The organism is Gluconobacter cadivus (assembly GCF_015244745.1).
GTDB classification, from domain to species: Bacteria; Pseudomonadota; Alphaproteobacteria; order Acetobacterales; family Acetobacteraceae; genus Gluconobacter; species Gluconobacter cadivus.
In genome coordinates, this window is the sequence record NZ_JABCQI010000001.1 from 412,294 (window position 1) to 435,003 (window position 22,710).

A 22,710-nucleotide genomic window follows, 5' to 3' on the forward strand; every position below is an offset into this window, starting at 1 on the left:
CCCGCCTTTTCCTGTCCCCGCCACGACGTCCCGTCGTTTGACAGATGCGCGACTAGCCTTCCGCACCCTGTCCTGACCGGATCGAACTGGTGATATGTCACTCCGGTACAGGCCAGACGCCCGTCCGGATCAGGTTTTTCATCCGGCTCCGGAGTTCCGGACCGGCCGTCTGTTCAGGGGACGAATGTCACTCAACGTGCTCGCAGCCAACAACCTCAGTGAAACGGGACCCAACATGTCCCGTCGCTGTGCGTTCGGACTGCGCCGTTCCCCCCACCCCACACAATCTGACGTTCCCCCCGGCCCAGGCAGCCATTGCGGAGCGTCGTGGAGTTCAGTGTTCCATGACCAAGCGTATGCTCATCGACACCACGCACGCGGAAGAAACGCGTGTTGTGGTCATGGATGGTGACCGCGTCGAAGATTACGACGTCGAGACATCGACCAAGAAGCAGCTCAAGGGCAATATTTATCTTGCCAAGGTCATTCGCGTAGAGCCGAGCCTTCAGGCTGCTTTCGTCGAATATGGCGGCAACCGCCACGGCTTCCTCGCCTTCAGCGAAATCCACCCGGACTATTTCCAGATTCCTGTCGCAGATCGCGAAAAGCTCATCGCGCTCCAGGAAGAGGAAATTGCCGAACGCGGTGATGCCGAAGATGCGGCCGACAACGAAACGGTTTCCGAAGACGCTTCCGAAAGCGAAGACGGTGACAACCACGACCGTCGTGCCCCCGAAACTGTTGGTGGCGAGCATGATACGGGCGAGGAAAGCGCATCATCACGTCGCACGGCCCGCTTCCTGCGCAACTACAAGATTCAGGAAGTCATCCGCCGCCGTCAGGTGCTGCTGGTGCAGGTCGTCAAGGAAGAGCGCGGCAACAAGGGCGCGGCCCTGACCACCTACATCTCCCTTGCCGGTCGCTATTGTGTCCTGATGCCAAACGCCCTGCGTGGCGGTGGCGTCTCGCGTAAAATCACCTCCGATGCTGACCGCCGCCGTCTGCGCGACGTGATTGCAGAACTGGACCTGCCGAAGTCCATGGCGATGATCGTCCGCACGGCTGGTGCCGGACGCCCGGCGCAGGAAGTGACGCGCGACTGCGAATATCTGCTTCAACTCTGGGATGATATCCGCTCCCACGCCCTGTCCTCGGTCGCGCCGACGCTGGTTTATGAGGAAGCAAGCCTCATCAAGCGCGTCATTCGCGATCTGTTTTCCAAGGACATCGAAGACATCCTCGTGGATGGCGAAGCCGCTTGGAAGAGCGCACGCGAGTTCATGCGCCTGCTGATGCCGAGCAACGCCAACAAGGTGAAGCTGTGGCAGAACCGCGGCCAGAGCCTGTTTGCGCGCTATAATGTCGAACACCATCTGGACGCGATGTTCTCGCCGACCGCTCGCCTGCCTTCGGGCGGCTATCTGGTCATCAACCAGACCGAAGCTCTCGTCGCCATCGACGTGAACTCCGGCAAGTCCACCTCGCAGCGCAACATTGAGGAAACGGCCCTGCGCACGAACCTCGAAGCCGCCGAGGAAGTGGGGCGCCAGCTCCGTCTGCGCGATCTGGCCGGGCTTGTCGTGATCGATTTCATCGACATGGAAAGCCGTCGCCACAACGCACAGGTGGAAAAGCGCCTCAAGGAAGCGCTGCGCTCCGACCGTGCGCGCATTCAGGTCGGGCATATTTCCCATTTCGGCCTGCTGGAAATGTCCCGCCAGCGCCTGCGCCCGTCCATCGCAGAATCCGTTCTCACGCCCTGCCCGCATTGTCAGGGCACCGGCTTCATCCGTGGGACGGAAAGCTCAGCCCTGCACGTTCTGCGCGCCATTGACGAAGAAGGTGCACGCCAGCGTTCAGCCGAAATCGAAGTCTATGTCGGCTCCGAGATCGCGCTTTATATTCTCAACCACAAGCGCTCGTGGCTTGCGGATATCGAACGGCATCATCGCATGCAGGTCATCTTCCGTACGGAAGAAAACCTTGCAGCGGCAGATATGCGGATCGAACGTCTGAAAGCCCAGATCCCGGCTCCGACACAGAGCCGCGCTCCGGAACGGACGGAACGCGCCATGGAGCGTGCACCGGAAAGCGTCCGCACAATCGAGATCATCGAAGAACAGGCTCCGATCGCCCTGCGGACGGAGACCCCGGTCGTCGATGCGGAAATCATCGAGGATGTTGTGCCGTCGGAAGGTCACGAAGACAGCAACGATGGCCGTCGCCGCCGTCGCCGTCGCCGTCGTGGCGGTCGTCGGGAGCATAACGGAGACGTCGCAGCGGACGCACCGCAGGACCACATCGTCCATGCGCCCGAAGAGCGTGAGACCCCGGTTGCGGACAGTGCCGACGAAAACGGCATCATTCCGGGCCGCCGTCGCACCCGCTTCAAGCGCGTTGTTAAGGAGTCCGAAGGCTCCGAAGCACCACACGCAGAGCCCGTGGCCGAAGCCCGCGAGTTGGCACCCCGGCGCCCTGCTCCGGCAGCGCGCCCTGCCGCACCGGCGCCCGTCGCCCGCAACCCGCGCCGCTGGGAAGAACGCGAAGAGCGTCCCGTCCAGCATCGCTATACAGGCCCAACACCTGCCGATCCGTTCGGCGGCAGCTTCGACATCTTCGACGTGATCGAACAGGCGGAATTTGAAGGGACGACACAGGCCCTTCAGACCGGGATCAGCCTCCCTGCGGATGTTGTGATCGAGCATACTCCGGCTGTCGAAACGGTCGTTGTCGTGGAAGAGCCCGCAACCGAAGCTCCGGCAACGGAAGAGGCTCCGAAGGCCCGCCGTGGTCGCGGACGTCGCCCGGCCCGTGCCAAGGCGGTGGATGCCGCTCCTGCCGAGACGGTTCTGGAAGCCCCCGCAGCAGGCGTCGCTTCGGCTCCGGTTGCAGAAGAACCCGCAACCGAAGAGGCTCCCAAGCCCCGTCGGACCCGGGCCCGCCGCGCCCCGAAGACTGTTGCCGCTGAAGCTCCGGCCGAACCCGCTGCGGAAATCGTGGCAACTCCGGTAGAAGTCGCAGCGGAAGATCCTGCCAAGCCGAAGCGTGGCCGGACCCGTCGCACGCCGAAGGCTCCCGCTGTTGAGGCGCCTGCCGAGGATGGAAACATCCTTCAGCCGGTGAATATTGATGAAGTCGCTCCGGCTAAGCGTCGTGCAGGATGGTGGAAGCGCTGATCCGTCAGCACTTTCCATGCCTATAAAAAAAGGCCGGTCAGGAAATCCTGACCGGCCTTTTTCTTTGATACTGAATGAAGGGGGGACCTGCTTCAGCGGCAGACGCTCTGCGCCCCTGTCGCCGCGATATAGGTACCGGTCAACGGCTGGAAACAGGCATTGCGCGGACAGGAACTCGTGCTGGCCAGACTTTGCGGATACAGCGCCGCACCAGCCTGTGCCTGTTCCTGAAGCGCTGATCCGCAGAGCGGTGTATTCAGCGGCGCGGAAGGATCATTGAACAGCTTCTTCTTGCCGTCTTCAGGCGCTTCTTCCGCCAGACCCGGCGCAAAATCCTGTGGCGGGATCCGGGCCTGCGTCGCAGCGGCGGCAGGGCGCGCGGGGGCCGTGGGCTGCTCGGCGCAGGCTGCAAGCAGTGGCAGGGCAAGGAGACTCAACCAGAACGAACGCATGCAGACTCCGGATCGCAGATCAGATGGATGAAAAAATCAAAGCCCAAGATCGCCCTGCGGCGACAAGCTGTCCAGTCTTGCGCCACGATCTCCATCCACGAAAGACAGAACGACGCGATCGGCAACAGGTCGGGCTTCCGCACTCGTAACAGGCTGTCCGTTCATATCCTGCACGAGCACATAGCCGCGACTGAGAATGGCGCGAGGCGAGACGGCTTCAAGATGGCTGCCCAGCCCCTGAAGCCGCGCCTGCTGAAGACGGATGGCGCTTCTGAGAACGTCCGGCGACAGGCGCTGACGTTCGGTGCGCAAATGGAAATTCTGGAGCGACCGCTGCCATGAGGCGTCCAGACCGCCGGACACCATCTGCAAGGCGGCACGCCGACGTTCGATCAGTAACTCGGGGTTCGGCAGATGGGTAGTGGGGGCGTTCAGGCGAGCTCGGGCACGGCTGACGAGAAGTTCTGGCGCGGGCAGACGCAGGGCCTGCAAACGCGCTTGGCTGCGTCCGATCAGAAGCTCCGGCGACGGCAGATGCATGCCCGGCGCATCAAGTCGATGCCGGACGCGCATGACGAAGGACGGCAATGCCAGATCGAGCCGCTGGCCGCGATCCTCCAGACGCATCCGGGCGGAATCCAGCAGCCCCGGCAGGTCGGGCAGACGGGCGGCGGCCTGATCCAGTCGCGCGCGAGCTGTCTGAATGATGCGGGTCAGCGCACCCGTCAGACGGGCATTTCGGTGCGCCATGTCCGCAACCATTTCCGAGCGCAGCGGCACGGCCATCTCGGCGGCGGCAGTCGGTGTCGGCGCGCGACGGTCTGAGACGAGATCGATCAGGGTCGTGTCGGTCTCATGCCCGACTGCGGAAATGACCGGAACCGGACAGGCCGCGACGGCGCGAAGGACGCGCTCGTCGTTGAACGCCATCAGGTCTTCAAGAGAGCCACCACCGCGCGCAACGATCAGCACATCCGGCGTGCGCGGACGGCGGACGGACATGCCCTCAATGGCGGCGGCAATCTGGGCCGCCGCGCCTTCGCCCTGCACCGGCACTGGCCAGAGCAGAACATCGCGTGGGAAGCGGCGGCTGATCGTCGTGATGATATCGTGCAGGACCGCACCGGAGCGCGATGTAATGACGCCTACGAGAGACGGCAGGAACGGTATGGCCTTCTTACGCTCGGGGTCGAACAGTCCTTCTTCGAGCAGTTTGCGGCGCAGGCGCTCGATATTGGCGAGAAGCGCCCCCTCTCCTGCAAATTCCATGCGGTCGATGACGAGCTGATAGCTGGAGCGTTCGCCATAGGCCGAAACGCGACCGGTCGCGATGACCTCGTTGCCATTCTCGGGAGCCATGCCGAGGCGCGAGACACTCCCCCGCCAGATCACACCCGCGATCTTGCCGCCTTCATCTTTAAGCGACAGGTAGATATGCCCGGACGGATAGCGCTTGAGTTCCGTGATCTCTCCGCGCACGCGGACACGTCCGAATCCGGTCTCCAGAGTGCGTTTGATCGCCCCCGAAATCTCGGAAACCGAATATTGCGGTACATTCCCGCGGATCGACGCGCCATCACTCTCCATCATGGCGCCAGTCTATGCTACGCACGCCCTCAAACGAAGCCCATGAGTGCAGAATAAAGGATAAGCGGAATGCGCGTTTTGCTGGTCGGTTCCGGAGGGCGTGAACATGCCCTGGCTACATGTCTTGCGCGCTCGCCGAGCCTAACCGCTCTTTATGCGGCGCCGGGCAATCCCGGAATGGCGTCCGTTGCAACGCTCGTTCCGCTGAAAGCCGACGATGTTCTAGGTCTGGTCCGGTTCGCACAGGAACAGAAGATCGACCTGATCGTCCCCGGCCCGGAAGCGCCGCTGGTGGCCGGACTGGCAGACGCCTGTGCCGAAGCGGGCATTCCATGCGCCGGCCCGACGAAAGCTGCGGCCCTGCTGGAAGGCAGCAAGGCGTTTACGAAGGACGTGGCCGATGCGGCCGGCATTCCGACCGCGCGCTGGGAGCGTTTTGAAGACGAGGCTCAGGCCATAGAGTTTGTGCGTCGTCGGGGCGCCCCCATCGTCATCAAGGCGGACGGTCTGGCCGGTGGCAAGGGCGTCGTCGTGGCGCAGAGCGTGGATGAGGCTGAGGACGCCATCCGCAGGCTCGGCATGCCTCTCGTGATCGAGGAATGTCTGGTGGGCGAGGAAGTCTCGCTTTTTGCCTTCTGCTCGGACGACAAGGCTGTTCTGATCGGCGCGGCCCGCGATCACAAGCGCCTTGGAGATGGCGATACCGGCCCGAACACCGGCGGCATGGGGGCGATTTCGCCTCCTCCGGCTTTCGGGCGCGAGATGCAGGAAAAGGCGCTCGACATCATGGTGCGCCCGATGCTGGCCGAGATGGTCCGCCGTGGGACGCCATTCCGGGGCGTAATCTTTGCCGGGCTGATGCTGACGACCGAAGGGCCGAAGCTGATCGAATATAATGTCCGTTTCGGCGACCCGGAAGCACAGGCCCTGCTGATCCGCCTACAATCAGACCTGCTGCCAATCCTTGCCGCACTGGCGCAGGGCAATCTGGAACATGCCGCCGCCGAGTTCTCGGACGAACATTCGATCTCGCTGGTACTGGCCGCCAACGGTTATCCGGATGCCCCGAAAAAGGGTGGTCGGATCAGCGGAATCGAACGCGCCGAAGCCGTTCCGGGCGTTTCGGTTTTCCATGCCGGAACGAAGCTGGCGGATGGCGTTCTAGTCGCGGATGGCGGCCGTGTCCTGACGGTCTGCGCCAAGGCGGCAACGCCGGAAGAGGCCCGCAAGCTGGCCTATGAAGGGGCGTCTGCGATCCAGTGGGAGGACAAGATTTTCCGTAACGATATCGGATTGTAATTTTTACAACTCAGGACGAAACAGAGCTAATAGTATTTTTCTTTATTTCTATTGCCAAATTCAGAAGATCTATCGCTCTGTTAATCCCTTTTTCTCTCCGAAAAACAAATATATCCAAAATAGAAAAAATAGCTCTAAATACAAAGAATAGAGCCAATATCACAATTAAGTATTTAGGATAATTATTTAATATCAATATACCAACAATAATAGCTGCGGAAATTGGCAATAACCCAATTTTTCGGCTATCCCCAATAAACAGATTATTTGTATTTTGACGGAAAGTCATTTCACGATTGCATACGTTCAGTGCCAGACGAAGAGCATCAGAATCGTACCTTAGAAGCCTATTTACATAAGCAACATCCTCAATACCATAAACACTGATATCAGAACAAAAATTAGGAATATAATTCTTAATTCTTTTTCTCTGAACATTAATAAACCAAAAAATTTCATAAATAATCATCATTAATGAAATTAAACTAAGAGGATAAACAACACAAAAAAGGATAAAATTTGTTTTCGATACATAGAAATAGTATGCAATTGATATTAAAATCATTGAAATTATTAATATATGTTCAAATAAATAGAATAAAATCACCTCAATATTTTTTAATTTTATTCTATAAGATATTTCTCTTATTATTTTCAAAATATCATTTATGTCATTTTCTTTCATGCTTCCCTCTTGATTTTATTTAACCCAGACATGCGAAAACAGCATGTGGTTCAGAAGGGTCGAATAATAGTTCCCCAGCCGTTTTGAAACAAAATCGACCGTCTTCATCTGGATCATCGGAGCGCCGGGCATCTGCTGCATGATGGCATGGCCTGCGCCCTGCCAGATCGGCGCAGCTTTTGACGGGTCTATCTGGGCTTTTGCCTGATCGAACAAAGACTGGATGTGCGGGTCGCAGAAGCCTGTGACATTCGGGGAGACGGCTGAATTGGGATGGTAATTGTCACAGCCGAACAGGTCGTCGAGGAAGGTTGAGGCGGAAGGATAGTCCGCGAACCAGTAGGCCAGTGCGATCTGAACGTGATTAGCGGTATTCTGTTCGTAGGATTCCGCAAGGCCCGCCGTGATGGGGCGTAGCTGCGCGTTCAGGCCTACTGCCTGCAAGGCATTGCGCAGATAGGTGCCCATACCCAGTTCCATGGCACGGTTGGGCACCACCAATGTGACCGAAGCCCCCTCCGCCCCCGCTTCACGGATCAGACGGCGCGCGCGCTCCACATCCTGCGGACAGTCCAGTCCCAGATCCGCGCCGGGAATGCCGTGCGGCACCATCTGACACAGGGGAACAGAGATCGCGCTGCCCCCGAACAGGATCGTCATGGCATGGCGGTTGACAGCCATGCTGACGGCCTGACGCACCCGCACATCGGTGAAGGGTTTTTCGTGCGTGTTCATCGCCAGATAATACAGACCCAGCAGCGGCTCGATATGGACCTGCGCCGTGTATTGCGCGCCGAGTTCGCCCAGGCGGTCTCCCGGCTTGGCGTCCAGCATCCAGTCATACCGGCCCTGCTCGACCGCCGTGACCTGTGCTTCGTCCGAAAGACCGAAATCATATTCAATACGATCCACAAATCCGTCCGTCTGGGCCTGCGGATTCCAGACGTGGAAATACGGATTGCGCTCCAGAACCATGCCGTGTCCGGGATCGTACTGCGTGATGCGATATGGTCCGGTGCCGGGAATTGTTGTGCCGCCCATATCATGAGCGGGAGTTGTGGCGGGCAGAATCACCGCATGGGGGAAGGCCAGTTTGTAGAGAAATTCGCCATCCGGTTTCGTCAGATGAAAGACGATTTCGCCAGTCTCCGGATGTCCTTCGACGCCAGGAAGCGTGCAGCGGTCAGGCTTTGCCAGACAGTCCGCAGCTCCCTCGATACCGCCATAGAAAGATCCCGCCGTCGGGCCTCCGGCACGATAGATCCGGCGGAAAGACGCCACCACGTCTTCCACGCGCACGGGAGATCCGTCGGAAAAATGCAGGCCGGAGCGGAGATGCAGGCGCCATGTCAGGCCATCGGGGCTGATGACTGGCATGGCATCGGCAAGGTCCGGCACCACCTCCAGGCCCGCCGTTCCGCGCGCCAGACGAAACGTCAGGAGCGGATCGTACATGTTGAGGAACACCTGCATGTACTGCGTGCCGTAATTGATCTGCGGGTCCAGCGTGCCGCCCGGACCATCAGCCGTCAGATGCAGAGTGCCGCCACGATGGGGGCTGCCGAGCGTGATGCCGTTCCAGTCCGGCGGGGTCTCGTCCTGTGCACGGGCTTGAAAAGCCCCCAGCCCCAGAAACAGACCAGCCGCAAGAAGCGTAGCCCCCCGCCGTATCATTCAGCGCTTCGCAAGTTCACGCAGACGCGCGATCAGCGCATCTGCGTTGCCATCTGCCGGGATGGTTCCGGCATAGCGGGCGTTCGGGTCCATGATGACGATCTGTGGCGCGGGAACGAAATGGTCTCCCTCCTTCTGGAGCGGCGCATGATATTCTTCCGTCATGGCCTTGATCATGTTCGGGGTGCCGGTGAAAGGCATGACATGGGGGGCGACGGGCAGAACGTATTCCCGAAGCGGGTCGGCCTCGTCGAACGGATTGAGGGACACCGCAAGTGGCGAGACACGGATGCCGTCTTTGCGGAGCGCCACCAGAGCCTGCTCCATGCTCTTTAGGACCGGCTGACACTTATCTTCGGGGCAGTTGGCATCGAAGAACCAGACCAGCATCCAGGTATTATGGAAATCGCCTTCGGTGACGGTACTTTCCCCCAGCGAGTCCAAACGGAAACTGCCGCCGACCTCATTGCCGTTGGATTGGACCAGAAGACCCGGCCCACCATTGGACGCAAAGTGGAAGCCGACATATCCCAGAACGGCCGCCACGGCGAGAACGCCCCAGATGATGCGATTGCCGACCCGCTTGCGGCGTTCGTGATTGGTCTGCATGACCTTCCTGTCTTTAATGTGCGTCAGCCCAGCTTGGGCCGATACCGGTTTCGACTTCAAGGGCCACATCAAGTGTCGCGGCCCCTTCCATTTCCGTGCGGACAAACGCCGCCAGTGCCTTCGCGTCCTGCTCCTCGACTTCGAAGAGCAGTTCATCGTGCACCTGAAGCACCATTTTCGCCTTCAGGCCCGTTTCGGGCAGGCGTCGCGCCAGATGAACCATAGCGCGCTTGATAATGTCCGCAGCACCGCCCTGAAGCGGAGCGTTGATGGCCTGACGTTCCGCATAGGCGCGACGGGCACCATTCTTTTCGGCGATGCCCGGCACATAGCAGCGACGCCCGAACGGCGTGGTGACATAGCCGTGCTTTTTCGCCTCTTCCTTGGTCCGTTCCATATAGGCGCGGATGCCGGGATAGCGGGCGAAATAGGCATCGATATAAGACCGCGCCTCGCCCGGCGAAATCTGGAGCTGCTGCGCCAGACCGAAAGCCGAGATACCGTAGATGATGCCGAAATTGATGGCCTTGGCCCGGCGACGAGTCAGCGGGTCCATGCCTTCAAGCGGGATACCGAACACTTCGGACGCCGTGCGGGCGTGAATGTCCTGTCCCAGACGGAACGCTTCGAGCAGCGGCTCGATCTGTGCGACATGAGCCAGAAGACGGAGTTCGATCTGGCTGTAATCCGCAGACAGCAGAACGCAGCCGGGAGCGGCGACGAACGCCTTGCGGATGCGTGCGCCTTCTTCAGTGCGGATGGGGATGTTCTGAAGATTCGGCTCGTTGGACGATAGACGGCCCGTCGTGGTGATGGCCATCTGGAAGGACGTGTGAACCCGCTGCGTATCCTGATCCATCTGCTGGACCAGCGCATCGGCATAGGTCGATTTCAGCTTGGCCAGTTGCCGCCAGTCCAGAATTTTCCGTGGCAGGTCATGTCCCTGCTCGGCCAGCGCTTCCAGAACTCCAGAATCCGTGCCCCAGCTTCCGCTTTTCGTTCGTTTGCCGCCGGGGAGACTCATTTCGTCAAACAGGATTTCGCCAAGCTGTTTGGGAGAGCCGACATTGAAGCTCCGCCCGACCTGTTCGTGGATGTCCTGCTCGATCGCCCCCATGCGCTCGGCGAAATCGACGGACATGCGGCGCAGTTCGGTGGCGTCCACCTTGATGCCGACATCCTCCATATCCGTCAGGATCTGGATCAGCGGACGTTCGATTTCTTCATACAACGCTAGTGCCTGACGGGTCCGCAACTGCGGGCGCAGCACCTGCCACAGACGCAGCGTCACGTCCGCATCCTCTGCAGCATAGGCCGTCGCTGCCTCGATCGCGACCTGTGCAAACGGAATACGCTTGCGGCCCGTTCCCGTCACGGAATCATAAGTGACGGGCGTATGCCCCAGATGCAGTTCGGAAAGCTCGTCCATCCCCTGCCCGTGCTCACCTGCGGACTGGGCGTAGGAAATCAGCATCGTATCGTCGATCGGCGTAATTTCGGGAATGCCAGCGCCACGAAAGACAGTCAGATCGTATTTCGCGTTCTGAAATACCTTGAGAACAGACGCATCCTCCAACAGAGGCTTCAGACGCTCCAGCGCCTCGGTACGGTCCAGCTGGCGGAAGGCCGCTTCCCCGGTCGAATCTTCTTCCAGAAGGTCGCGGACGGTCTCGTGCAGGAACGGCACATAACAGGCCTTCCCCGGCGCAATTGACAGCGACAGCCCGACCATATTGGCCTGCCGCGCATTGAGACTGTCCGTCTCGGTATCGACAGCCACCACACCTGCGGTTCGGGCCTCTGCGATCCAGCGATCCAGCGTCTCCAGATCCGTCACGGTTTCGTAAGGTCCATAAGGCGCATCGGGGATCGTGATGGCCGCAGCGTCTTCCCGTTCCGCAGCCTTGTCTTCGGGCCGGACAATCTGGCGCGTGAACGGACGCGGCTTGGCGGCCAGACCCAGCCCCATACGCTGGATCGTGGAATGGAAACCCATCTCCTCCAGCCAGTCCCGCAGCGTTTCGCGAACCGGCTCGCGGCATCCCAGCTCGCTGATCGGCTGCGGCATCGGGGCATTGTCGTCCAGCAGCACCAGCTTGCGGGACATGCGCGCGGCCTCGGCATGTTCGATCAGATTGTCGCGCCGCTTGGACGCTTTCATGCCGGGGGCTGCGGCGAGGATCTGCTCCAGCGTGCCATATTCATTGACGAGTTGCGCCGCACCCTTCGGACCAATTCCGGGAACGCCGGGCACGTTATCCGTCGAATCTCCCATCAGCGCCTGCACATCCACAACCTGATCGGGGCGCACACCGAACTTGGCTTCGACCTCGGCTTCGCGGATCGGCTTCTGCTTCATCGGATCCATCAGCTCAACGCCGGGACGCACAAGCTGCATCAGGTCCTTGTCAGACGAGATGATGGTGCAGCACCCGCCCTCCTCCACGACCGCCTTGGCATAGGCGGCAAGCAGGTCATCCGCCTCCCAGCCCTCAAGCTCGATCGACGGCACATTGAAGGCGGCCGTGGCATCGCGGATCAGACCGAACTGCGGGCGCAGATCTTCCGGTGCTTCCGGGCGATGCGCCTTGTATTGCGGATAAATCTCGTTGCGGAACGTCACGCGACCAGCGTCGAAAATCACGGCCAGATGCGTGCCCACATGATCCCGCAGCAGACGCGTCAGCATGTTCGTAAAGCCATAAACCGCATTGACCGGCACGCCCTGCGGGCTGCTCATCGGCGGCAGGGCGTGGAAGGCGCGGAAGATGAAACCAGATCCGTCGATCAGGACCAGATGGGGCTTTCCCGAATCAGGCTTTTCCAGATCAGGTTTTTCTAACGGCACGAATGTCTCCCTTCTCGCCCCGAAGGAGCGGACGTTCTAAAATCCGCGCGATGATAGGCCCATTCCTTTCCGTTTCAAACCGCCTCACACGTCTTTCCTGCGGGCTGATTGGCCTGCTGGCGTTACAGGCCTGCACGGCACCGCCTATGCCCGACCTGCATCCGACGACGCGGGAAACGGCCCTGATCCCCCCAACACTGATGCTCGACATGTCGGACGGCGCCCGTGTTCCGCTGCGTCTTTATCCCGCCACCACATCAGAGCCACGTGGCATCATCCTCGCACTGCACGGATATGGCGACAGCCGGGACGCCTGGGAATTCGCGGCGCCAACCTTCACCTCCGCAGGCTTTACACTCGCCGCCCCGGACATCCGCGGCTTCGGACAGGCTCCGAACCGGGGCGGATGGAGCAACACGGCAAGGCTGGTGCAGGACGCCCGCGAACAGGTGCTCTGGCTGCACGCCCGTTATCCGCACGTCCCGATTCACGTCATGGGAGAAAGCATGGGGGGTGCCATCGCCCTCCTGCTGGCGACCACCGACACGCCGCAAATCAGCAGTACAATTCTGCTTGCCCCAGCGGCCCTGAATATCGGCCAACCTTGGGAAGCAGTTCTTGGCGGGATGGATTTTCTTGCTCCACACTGGAAACTGGACGGCTCGGCAGTGCCGGGTCATCGCGTCGCCAGTGACAATATTCAGGCGCTGCGCCGGATGTATTTCGATCCCCTCACCCTGCATAGTTCGACGATTCATCCGCTTTATGGCCTGACATTGTTAATGCACAGCGCCTACGAAGCGGCTCCAAAAACACGGACCCCGCTGCTCATCATTTTTGGAGGCCGGGACCAGTTCGTCCTGCCGCCCTTCACGGCACGACTTCTTCGCAGATTGCCTGCTGGTACTCGACTGGACGAACTGCCGGGCGCGCATCATCTTCTCAGCCGTGATCGCAGAGGGGCTGCACAGGATGCCGTGTCATGGCTGACCGAACCGGAGCATTTTCTGCCCTCCGGCGGTGATATCGCCGCTGCCGCATGGCAGGCCACGGCCCAGACACAGAGTTTTCCATGATCACCACCCGATCACAGGTCTGAACAACAGAACTTTAAAAAAGAGGGCTGGCAATCTTCCGCCGAAGCAGTTATCTGAACCCACATGGACCTGTAGCTCAGCTGGATAGAGCGTTGCCCTCCGAAGGCAAAGGTCACGCGTTCGAATCGCGTCAGGTCCACCATGCTCCCCAGATTTTGAGATGCTCAGGGTTTTTGGTTAACCTCAGTTCCTGCTGAAAGGGGAGCCAGGACGTTATTGCGCGCCCCGACCCTCAAAGCGACCTTCAGATAAAAAATCGCGTTGTTTTTAGATAGTTCAGGAGTTTGCGACGTCGCAGGATAACACGCCAGGGTGTCAGGATACGGGTTAGAAGCCACATTCTGTTCGCGTGACGGTCTATTTTGTTCAGACCGGACTGTCCTGACGAATGAAAGTATTCTCTGAGCGAATAGAAAGCCTCCAACTGCGGGAACTGTCTTAAAAGTTCAGCATAAGATGCCATGAAACGTCCCTGCCAAGGACGTGCTTTTGAAAACCATGGCTTTTCAGCACCTGTAAAATGAATGATCGACGGCTTAACAATGTTCAGGAGGTTGTTTTCGGTGAACATGGTCGTGAAATTATATTTGGGTGACATGGGTAGTCTTCTGCCGACACATACAGCGTTCAAAGCACTCTGATCGTGAAACATGCAATCTTCGGAATGTTTTACAAAATAATCGAATGCTTCTTTGCAAAGATTGATCCATGTCTCACGCGTTGCAGCCAAGACACCTGAGTTAAAATAATCTCCCTCATGCGAAATCCCCAATTTTTTGAGGTATTCGCGTGTTTTTTCTCCGGATTTGTCATGCTCCTTTGCTTTAAGGAACTGTCGGTCAATGACACCGAGTATCTTACCGTTCGGAATATCAGCATTTGCCAAATCAAAAATTGATCTAACAACCTGAACATCTCCATCAATATAGAGGATGTTTTCATATTTGGAATCTATATAAGATCCTGTAAAGAAACGGCCCAGGGCTGAAATGGAAATATGTGTCTTTCTAAAGGAAAGCGTTTCCTGTTCATTCAATACTTTATCAAGATCAAGCCTGATTATCGTAATGCCGTGGACTGTGACGAGATTGGTGATCGTGCGGAAATCGGTATCATCAAGATCTGTCGTGAACAGGAATAGATCCGCGACACTCATCGTATCTTTCTGGCGACTGATCTGAAGCATCGCGAGGATGCTGGGCACCAGAAAATTTCTATCCGCAACAAAGATAATTGCAGTTTTTTGGCCCAAAACAGGATCCTCTCTCGTCACAACAGCGTCAGACTTTCTATTGAGGATGCCATATTATTTTATAACTGTTTAGTTAATATTTTTCTCAACATGCCCTCAGAGCCTCTTTGCTACGGTGTATAGAAATAATCTTCAAAGCACTGAATTGCACCCATAGTATTCATGGCTGCCAAGCAGGCAGCCAAAATGTCAGAGCAGACTCATGGTCCGGACGTCGATCATTCCGAAATCCGTAATCTTGAGATGGGGAATGACCGGGAGGGGCAGGAACGCCAGTTGCAGGAACGGCTCCTCTAAAACCACGCCCATCTCTTTCGCGGCCTGTCGCAACACGATCAGATCATCGCGCACCTGTTCATAGGGGGCATCGCTCATCAGCCCTGCGACGGGAAGACGCAGTTCCGCCAGCACCTGTCCATCACGGACGGCCACGAAACCGCCGCCAGTCTTTTCCAGATGGTTCACCGCGCAGGCCATATCGGCGTCACTGGTTCCGACAACACAGATATTATGGCTGTCGTGACCGACGGATGAGGCCAGTGCGCCGCTTCTGAGACCAAAACCGCGGACAAAGCCCCGTCCGATATTGTCGTTATGTCCATGTCGCGCCACGACGCAGACCTTTGCGATATCCTGCTCAGGATCCGGCAGGACGACGCCATCGTCTTCCAAGAGATCAAGACGCAGGAATTCGGTGATGATCTGTCCCGGAATGATCCCCATCACCGGACGATCTGTGCCGCTGCCTTCAATCCGCATATCCAGCGCGCTCACCGGATTTGGCAGTTGCACGCTGTCCAGACCAACAGGCGCTACGATTTCGCGCCCTGCAAACAACGCGTCATTCACCAGACGACCTGCGGAAATGACATCCGACACCTGACAGCGTTCCAGATCGTCGAGCAGGACGATATCCGCGCGCTTGCCGGGCGCAATCTGCCCGCGATCTTTCAGACCAAAGGCGGTGGCGGCCGAGAGCGAAGCCGCGCGGTATGCAGCCAGAGGCTCCACGCCCAGTTCAATCGCCCGACGAATGAGAAAATCCAGATGGCCTTCATGGGCAATTTCAAGCGGATTCCGGTCATCCGTGCAGAACGCAAAAAACGGCGATGTGGCGACGTTTAGTAGCGGGACCAGCGCTTCGAGGTCCTTGCAGACAGAGCCTTCGCGGATCAGGACTGTCATCCCTTTCCGGACTTTTTCCAGCGCTTCTTCGGCGGCCGTCGCCTCATGATCGGTCGAAATCCCGGCTGCCAGATAGCCGTTGAGGGCCTTGCCGCGCATGAGAGGCGCATGGCCGTCGATATGGCCGTCCGCAAAGGCCGCGAGTTTGTCCATGCAGCCCGGATCGCCGTTCAGGACGCCCGGAATATTCATGAATTCGGCCAGACCGATCACTTTCGGATGGCTCCGATAAGGCAGCAGATCATCGACATTCAGGACCGCTCCCGACGTCTCCATCGACGTTGCCGGAACACAACTTGAGAGATTGACCCGCAAGTCCATGATGGTCCGCTCGGCGGCCGCCAGAAAATAATCGAATGCGGCGCGGCCCAGCACATTGGCCATTTCATGCGGGTCGCAGATAGCGGTCGTTACGCCATGCGGCAGAACACAGCGGTCGAACTCGAACGGCGTGACCAGCGAGGATTCAACATGCAGATGCGTGTCGATGAAGCCCGGCACGGCGATCCGGCCTGCACCGTCAATCGTCTGCACACCGTCATAGTCACCATAAGTCCCGACGATCCGGTCGCCACAGATGGCGATATCGGTGGGAACAAGCTCTCCCGTAACCAGATCGAACAGCCGGACATTACGGATAACCAGATCGGCGGGTTCGCGTCCCTGCCCCTGAGCCACCCGGCGCATGATGGTTTTCTGCATGTCTGAAATCCTCTGTCCGTCAGCAGTTCATGCTTATACCGCACGAAGGAGGTGGATCTCAAAGTGGCATATTGTCGATCAGCCGGACCCCCCCTGCCTGCACAGCCAGAAGCGCCAGTGCGTTTTCGGAACAGGGGTCTTCGCGGCGGAAAGTGTCCGCATTCACGACCGTGGCATAATCAATGTCCGGCAGTCCGGCCTTTATCAGACTGACACGCAAAGCACCTTCCAGAACATCCACGTTGCGTTCACCACTGCGAAACAGCCGCGCGGCTTCCTGCAAGGCCTGATATAGCGCCGGAGCTTTCTGACGATTCTCGGGCGTCAGACGCACATTGCGGCTGGACCGCGCGAGACCATCGTTTTCGCGCGCGATGTCACAGACCACGATTTCGACCGGGATATCCAGATCCGCCACAAAACGCCGGACGACCGCGCATTGCTGGGCATCTTTCTGTCCGAAATAGGCCCGCTGCGGCTGGACGATATTGAACAGCTTCGTCACGACCGTCGCCACGCCGGAGAAATGTCCGGGGCGGGACTGGCCTTCGAGTTCGTCCGCAACGCCGCCGACTTCAATGCGAGTTGCAAAACCTGACGGGTAGAGGATTTCCGGTGTCGGCAGAAATACGAGATCGGTTCCGGCATCTTTCAGAAGCGCCAGATCCCGGTCCGGATCGCGCGGATAGGAGGCGTAGTCTTCGTTCGGGCCGAACTGCGTCGGATTGACGAAAATGCTGACGGCCACCGCGCCATTTTCGGCCTTGGCCCTGCGGACGAGGCCCAGATGGCCTTCGTGCAGGAAGCCCATCGTCGGAACGAAGCCGAGCGTTGCATAGGCTTTCCGGGCGGTCCGAAACGCCGAGATTGTCTCAAAAACCTGCATCTGTGTTTCCTTTCCGGCCAGAACCAGTCGTGCGGAACCTGACAAACCCCGCCGCACATGGCAATCAGGCGCCTATGAGTGCTGCGTCCCCTTCCCCGTTCCTCGGCCCATCCATCACCATCATCGGAGCCGGTCCGGCAGGGCTGTTCGCAGCCGAAGTCCTGTCTGCACGAGGATGCAGGGTGCAGATCTTCGACCGGATGCCCAGCGTAGGGCGTAAGCTGCTCATGGCCGGGCGCAGCGGGCTGAACCTGACGCATTCGGAGCCGCTGGACAGGTTTCTGAAGCGTTATGGCAACGCGCAGGACTGGCTCGAACCCACTATTCGCGCCTTTCCGCCAGAGGCGCTGAGACAATGGGCGGAAGGCCTCGGGCAGCCCTGTTTTTCCGGCTCTTCAGGGCGGGTGTTTCCCAAAGCCATGAAAGCCTCGCCGCTTCTGCGGGCATGGCTTGAGCGTCTGGCGCAGCAAGGGGTGACGATCCAGACCCGGCATCGTTTCGTCGGCTGGGAGGGTTCGGACCCTGTTTTCGATACTCCTGACGGCCGGATTTCTGTTCAGGCGGACGCGACCCTCCTGACACTGGGGGGCGCAAGCTGGTCCCGTCTGGGATCGGACGGGCACTGGGCAGACCTTTTACCGGAGGACACCGCGCCTTTCGCCCCCGCAAACTGCGGCTTCGTGCCGGACTGGCCAGCCGATTTCGCAGCAAGGCACGACGGTAGCATCCTGCATTCGGTCGGGCTGTCTTTTAACGAACAACACAGCCGGGGCGACCTGACCATCACGGCCCGCGGTCTTGAAGGATCGGCGCTTTATGCCCTCTCGGCTGCGTTGCGGGACACGATCCAGCGCAACGGGCGGGCGGTTCTCACGCTCGACCTGCGCCCGACACTTTCGGCCGAGGAGGTTCTGAAACGCCTGCTGGCCCAGCGCGAGCGGGAGAGCCAGAGCAATCGTCTGCGGAAAGCACTCGCACTGGACGCACCCTCCCGCGAACTTCTCAGGCTTGCGACCCCGAAAAACGCCACCCCGCTTCAGCTTGCCCAGACCCTCAAGGCCCTTCCCCTGCCGCTGACCGGCATGGACGCGCTGGATCGCGCCATCTCGACCGCAGGAGGCATACGACAGGACGCGGTGGATGCACGGTTCATGCTGACGTCCCGCCCCGGCGTGTTTGTGGCCGGGGAAATGCTGGACTGGGAAGCGCCGACGGGCGGCTATCTGCTTCAGGGGTGTTTTTCCACTGCTTATGCAGCGGCAAATGGCGTCCTTGGGTGGCTAGAATCGTCCAGTTCGGCTATCGCCTGACGCCATGACATCCATCGTTCTCGGACAGGGCCGCGACGGCTCCGACACCTGCATTGATCTGCCGGAACTCCTGGCCACGCGCCTGCTGGTTCAGGGCAATTCCGGCTCGGGGAAATCGCATCTTCTGCGGCGCCTGCTGGAGCAGACGGCAACCCTCGTCCAGCAGGTGATGATTGATCCGGAAGGCGATTTCGTCACCCTCGCCGACCATTACGGCCATCTAGTGATCGACGTCGAAGACCAGTCTGAAGCCAGCCTCCGCGCCGCTGGGGAGCGCGTGCGGGCGCATCGGGCCTCCGTGGTGCTGAATCTTGAGCAGGTCGAAGCCGAGATGCAGCTTCGGGCGGCCGGCGCGTTCCTTAACGGCATGTTCGAAGCCCCGCGCGCGCACTGGTATCCGGCCCTCGTCGTGGTGGACGAAGCCCAGCTTTTCGCACCCGTGGCCAGCGGCGACACATCGGACGAAGCGCGCCGCCTGTCGCTGGGCGCCATGACGAACCTCATGTGCCGTGGCCGAAAGCGCGGTCTGGCAGGCGTGATCGCCACCCAGCGTCTGGCGAAGCTGGCGAAGAACGTTGCGGCGGAAGCGTCCAACTTCCTGATGGGCCGGACCTTTCTTGATATTGATATGGCGCGTGCAGCCGATCTTCTGGGTATGGAACGCCGTGCGGCGGAATCCTTCCGCGATCTGGCGCGCGGTCAGTTCATGGCGCTCGGCCCGGCGCTGAGCCGACGTCCGAAACTCGTGGCCATCGGCCCCGTGACGACCGCAAGCCACGCCACCGGTCCGGTTCTCGTGCCGCTTGAGCCGGTTTCAGCCGAAGACTTGCGGGACATCATTCTCGAACCCGTTCATGAGTTCACGCCCCGCGCGCGTCGGGAAACCCGCCCTCCTCCGCCGGATCTGCTCGCTCAACTCGATGCCTATGGTGCCGAGCGCGAGGCCGAGGAACCTGCCCCTGCTGCCGTGAGCGTCGAGGCCGATCCCGATCAGCTCTGGTCACTGGTCGCCGAAGTCGTGGCCGGAGAAGGTTCGGACTACAAACCGCTGGCGACGTTGTATCAGGACTTCCAGCTTCGGGCGCGCATTCAGGGCCTGTCGCGCAACGTGCTGGAACTGGGGTCTTTCAACCGGATGCTGGCCACGATCCGCGCCGGGATGGACCGGGAGCGCTCCGACAGCGAGGAGTGGAAGCAGGCCCAGACAGTCGCCGCGACCCTTCCGGAAGACGTGCAGGGCGTTTTCCTGCTGCTGGCCCGCACGGCGCTGGATGCGGAAACCTGCCCGGACGATGATGCACTGGCCCGCGCCTATGGGACGCATTCTCTGGGCCGCGCGCGCCGTCAGCTCAACTATCTGGAAGAGCGGGAAGTCATCGTTCTTCAGGATACCCCTTTGGGGCGGCGGGTGGCGATCGTCGGGCTGGGCTGGCAGACAGCCTGACTGTCATAATTCTGTCATCGCACGTTCACAGGAGCTTCACACGCAGTTCTTTACGGAAAGATTAGGGTCCGCCGCGTCCGAACCCTTCTTGCTCCGGAAAGATCTTCGATGCCGCGCAACCTGCTGCGTTCCCGCCTGCTCCTGACCGTTTTCTGCTCGCCATTTGCGCTGGCTGCCGCTCTTCCGCACTCTGCCAGTGCCGCCGCGACCGAAACCAGAAAAGCCGCACCAGCCAAACATGCTGCGAAAAGCAGCGCCAAGCACAAGGCCAAGGTGGATGCCGTCGCTGGCGGTACGGAACAGCTCGTCATCACGGCACGCCGCACCCGTTCCGAACAGGGGCTGAGCCATGTGCAGATCCAGCGCATTCTTCCGGGCATCAACCCGGTCAAGGCGCTTGAGATGCTGCCGGGCGTCGTGTTCAACAATGCCGACCCCTGGGGCAACAACGAGCAGAACTCCTCGCTCTACGTTCACGGCTTCAACCAGAACCAGCTTGGCTACACGCTCGACGGCATTCCGCTCGGCGATCAGGCTTACGGCAACTATAACGGCCTCTCCCCGCAGCGCGCGGTCATCAGCGAGAACGTCGGATCGGCCTCAGTGTCGTCCGGTGCGGGTGCGCTTGGTACGGCGTCGACGTCCAATCTCGGCGGTACGCTCCAGTTCACGACGCAGGACCCGCTTCACAAGCGCGGCGCGCAGATCGAGCAGGTTTTCGGAAGCTGGTCCACGTTCCGCACCTTCGCCCGCCTCGATACGGGTGAGTTCGGCAACGGCAATTCGGCCTATGTCTCTTTCGTCCGTCAGGATGCGCGCGCCTGGGACTTTGCCGGTCATCAGGGCGGCTATCAGGTCAACGCGAAGTTTGTTCACAACAGCGAACATGACCATTTCTCGACATTCTTCGACTGGTCCCAGAAGGTCGAACCCAATGAAGACAGCATCACGCTGCCGCAGGGTTACGGTCTCTATGTTCGTCCGTTCACTTATCCCAATTTCAATTACGCCAAGGCCAACGCAAATGCGGTCGGCCTGAACTATCGCAATTACTACTCTGCGGCCCAGCGCGAGGATTTCCTCGCCTATTCCAAGTGGACGCATGACTTCAGCGAAAACCTGCACTGGGACAACAGCATCTATTATCACCATGATCTGGGTGAAGGTGTCGTTGCCGGTCCGATCTCGGCCGCCGGTCTGCCGACGCTGTTCGCCGCCTATTATCCGGGGCAGGATCTGAACACCGTGTTCGGTGGCTCGGGCTACGCAACCCGTACGACCGAATACTGGGACAACCGCGGTGGCCTGATGTCCACGCTGCGCTACCATCTCGGCAAGCATTCGATCGAACTTGGCGGCTGGTATGAGCGCAACAACAACACGCAGGCCCGTCGCTGGTATCCGCTGAACGCCAACAACCCGACCACGCCTTACGAGCGCCAGCAGAACGCCCTGATCGACCAGTACACCAACAATTTCTATACCAACACGTTCGTGACGCATCTGCAGGACAACTGGCAGATCTCAAAGAATTTCTCGCTGATGGCGGGCTTCAAGTCCGAGCTGGTCTATACGAACGGCACGCTCCCCGTGGCCGCGAAGCCGGGTTCGCTTTCCCCGTCCTATGCCGTGACGGCACCGGGTGGCGAAATCGACGCCGCCAAGCCGTTCCTGCCCGCTTTCGGCGCGGTGTGGGACATCACGAAGCATGAGCAGTGGTTCGCCAACATCCAGGAGAACATGCGCTCCTTCCAGGATGCGGGCTATGGCAATGCCACCCCGTGGGGCGCGACCAGCCAGGCCGCTTTCGAAGAATTCAAGAAGAACGGCAAGCCGGAAACCTCATGGACCTACGAAACCGGTCTGCGTGAGCACCGCCAGATCCACCTTGGTCCGCTGACAGCGATCGAAGGTCAGGTCGAATACTATCACGTTCACTTCTCGAACCGCCTTCTGGCCGTGGCAACGACGCAGACCCTGTCGTCCATCATCGGTTCGGCAACCACGCTTGCCAACGTGGGTTCGGTCACAACGGATGGTATGGATTTCTCCTTCACCACCCATTTCGGTCCGCATTTCTCGCTGTACAATGCGCTGTCCTACAACAAATCCACCTATAACGATAACTACAGCACGGGTTCGAGCATCATCCACACGGCTGGAAAGAACGTTGTGGGCATGCCGGACTGGTCGGAAAAGTTCGTCTTCACAACCAACTGGGGCAATGCCTACGGCCAGTTCACTGGCGACGTGATCGGCAAGCGTTATGCGACCTATACCAACGATATGTGGGCCGCACCCTACGCCCAGTTCAACCTGAATGCGGGTTATACGTTCCACAACATCCCGCATCTGGCATCGCTGAAGGTTCAGGGCAACATTACCAACCTGACAAACACGAAGGGATGGTCCACGATCAACGCGACCCAGACCGCGGGTCAGTTCTCGGCCTATCCCATCGCGCCGCGCATGTTCTTCCTGAGCCTGAGCGCCGCCCTGTAAGG

At 59.5% G+C, this 22,710-nt stretch carries 15 protein-coding genes and 1 tRNA gene; 7 read left to right on the forward strand and 9 right to left on the reverse strand.

Annotated elements, in window-relative coordinates; translation table 11 throughout:
* Positions 1-344: 344 nt before the first annotated feature.
* On the forward strand, positions 345-3,176 hold the full coding sequence (locus HKD28_RS01900; protein WP_194266634.1) for an Rne/Rng family ribonuclease: 2,832 nt from the start codon (positions 345-347) through the stop codon (positions 3,174-3,176).
* Positions 3,177-3,268: 92 nt separating this feature from the next.
* Here HKD28_RS01900 and HKD28_RS01905 read toward each other — a convergent pair whose 3' ends face one another.
* Positions 3,269-3,628 carry a hypothetical protein gene (locus tag HKD28_RS01905; protein ID WP_194266635.1) on the reverse strand — a complete coding sequence of 120 codons (360 nt, stop codon included), beginning with the start codon at positions 3,626-3,628 and terminating at the stop codon, positions 3,269-3,271.
* Positions 3,629-3,664: 36 nt separating this feature from the next.
* Positions 3,665-5,218: an exodeoxyribonuclease VII large subunit gene (xseA, locus tag HKD28_RS01910; RefSeq protein ID WP_194266636.1), complete on the reverse strand. Its 1,554-nt coding sequence runs from the start codon at positions 5,216-5,218 to the stop codon at positions 3,665-3,667.
* 66 nt (positions 5,219-5,284) lie between these two features.
* On the opposite strand from xseA, the gene purD reads away from it, so the two are divergent.
* A complete protein-coding gene (purD, locus tag HKD28_RS01915; RefSeq protein WP_194266637.1) occupies positions 5,285-6,514 on the forward strand; it encodes a phosphoribosylamine--glycine ligase in 1,230 nt (409 codons plus the stop codon).
* Between the two features lie 10 nt (positions 6,515-6,524).
* Here the strand turns inward: purD and HKD28_RS01920 are convergent, their stop codons facing one another.
* The 4 genes from HKD28_RS01920 to polA are packed head-to-tail and all read right to left on the reverse strand — an operon-like array spanning position 6,525 to position 12,330.
* Positions 6,525-7,199 carry a hypothetical protein gene (locus HKD28_RS01920; protein ID WP_194266638.1) on the reverse strand — a complete coding sequence of 225 codons (675 nt, stop codon included), beginning with the start codon at positions 7,197-7,199 and terminating at the stop codon, positions 6,525-6,527.
* 15 nt (positions 7,200-7,214) lie between these two features.
* A complete protein-coding gene (locus HKD28_RS01925; RefSeq protein WP_207728809.1) occupies positions 7,215-8,873 on the reverse strand; it encodes an ABC transporter substrate-binding protein in 1,659 nt (552 codons plus the stop codon).
* On the reverse strand, positions 8,874-9,482 hold the full coding sequence (locus HKD28_RS01930; RefSeq protein WP_099285431.1) for an SCO family protein: 609 nt from the start codon (positions 9,480-9,482) through the stop codon (positions 8,874-8,876).
* A 13-nt stretch (positions 9,483-9,495) separates the two neighbouring features.
* Positions 9,496-12,330 carry a DNA polymerase I gene (gene polA / locus HKD28_RS01935; RefSeq protein ID WP_194266639.1) on the reverse strand — a complete coding sequence of 945 codons (2,835 nt, stop codon included), beginning with the start codon at positions 12,328-12,330 and terminating at the stop codon, positions 9,496-9,498.
* 50 nt (positions 12,331-12,380) lie between these two features.
* Here polA and HKD28_RS01940 point away from each other — a divergent pair, with 50 nt between their 5' ends.
* The gene (locus HKD28_RS01940) at positions 12,381-13,406 is read left to right on the forward strand and encodes an alpha/beta hydrolase (RefSeq protein WP_194266640.1); all 1,026 of its coding nucleotides are present in this window, start codon (positions 12,381-12,383) and stop codon (positions 13,404-13,406) included.
* Positions 13,407-13,492: 86 nt separating this feature from the next.
* A tRNA-Arg gene (locus tag HKD28_RS01945) sits at positions 13,493-13,569 on the forward strand.
* A gap of 102 nt (positions 13,570-13,671) precedes the next feature.
* Here the strand turns inward: HKD28_RS01945 and HKD28_RS01950 are convergent.
* The 3 genes from HKD28_RS01950 to panC form a co-directional block, all read right to left on the reverse strand.
* On the reverse strand, positions 13,672-14,679 hold the full coding sequence (locus HKD28_RS01950; protein ID WP_194266641.1) for a glycosyltransferase family 8 protein: 1,008 nt from the start codon (positions 14,677-14,679) through the stop codon (positions 13,672-13,674).
* Positions 14,680-14,868: 189 nt separating this feature from the next.
* On the reverse strand, positions 14,869-16,566 hold the full coding sequence (gene ade, locus HKD28_RS01955) for an adenine deaminase (RefSeq protein ID WP_194266642.1): 1,698 nt from the start codon (positions 16,564-16,566) through the stop codon (positions 14,869-14,871).
* 58 nt (positions 16,567-16,624) lie between these two features.
* On the reverse strand, positions 16,625-17,452 hold the full coding sequence (gene panC, locus HKD28_RS01960; protein ID WP_194266643.1) for a pantoate--beta-alanine ligase: 828 nt from the start codon (positions 17,450-17,452) through the stop codon (positions 16,625-16,627).
* Positions 17,453-17,526: 74 nt separating this feature from the next.
* On the opposite strand from panC, the gene HKD28_RS01965 reads away from it, so the two are divergent.
* The 3 genes from HKD28_RS01965 to HKD28_RS01975 all read left to right on the forward strand — a co-directional run bounded on the left by HKD28_RS01965 (position 17,527) and on the right by HKD28_RS01975 (position 22,708).
* The gene (locus tag HKD28_RS01965) at positions 17,527-18,762 is read left to right on the forward strand and encodes a TIGR03862 family flavoprotein (protein WP_194266804.1); all 1,236 of its coding nucleotides are present in this window, start codon (positions 17,527-17,529) and stop codon (positions 18,760-18,762) included.
* Between the two features lie 4 nt (positions 18,763-18,766).
* Positions 18,767-20,206, forward strand: a complete 1,440-nt coding sequence (locus tag HKD28_RS01970; RefSeq protein WP_194261928.1) for an ATP-binding protein — start codon at positions 18,767-18,769, stop codon at positions 20,204-20,206.
* A gap of 108 nt (positions 20,207-20,314) precedes the next feature.
* The gene (locus HKD28_RS01975; RefSeq protein WP_194266644.1) at positions 20,315-22,708 is read left to right on the forward strand and encodes a TonB-dependent receptor; all 2,394 of its coding nucleotides are present in this window, start codon (positions 20,315-20,317) and stop codon (positions 22,706-22,708) included.
* Positions 22,709-22,710 lie beyond the last annotated feature (2 nt).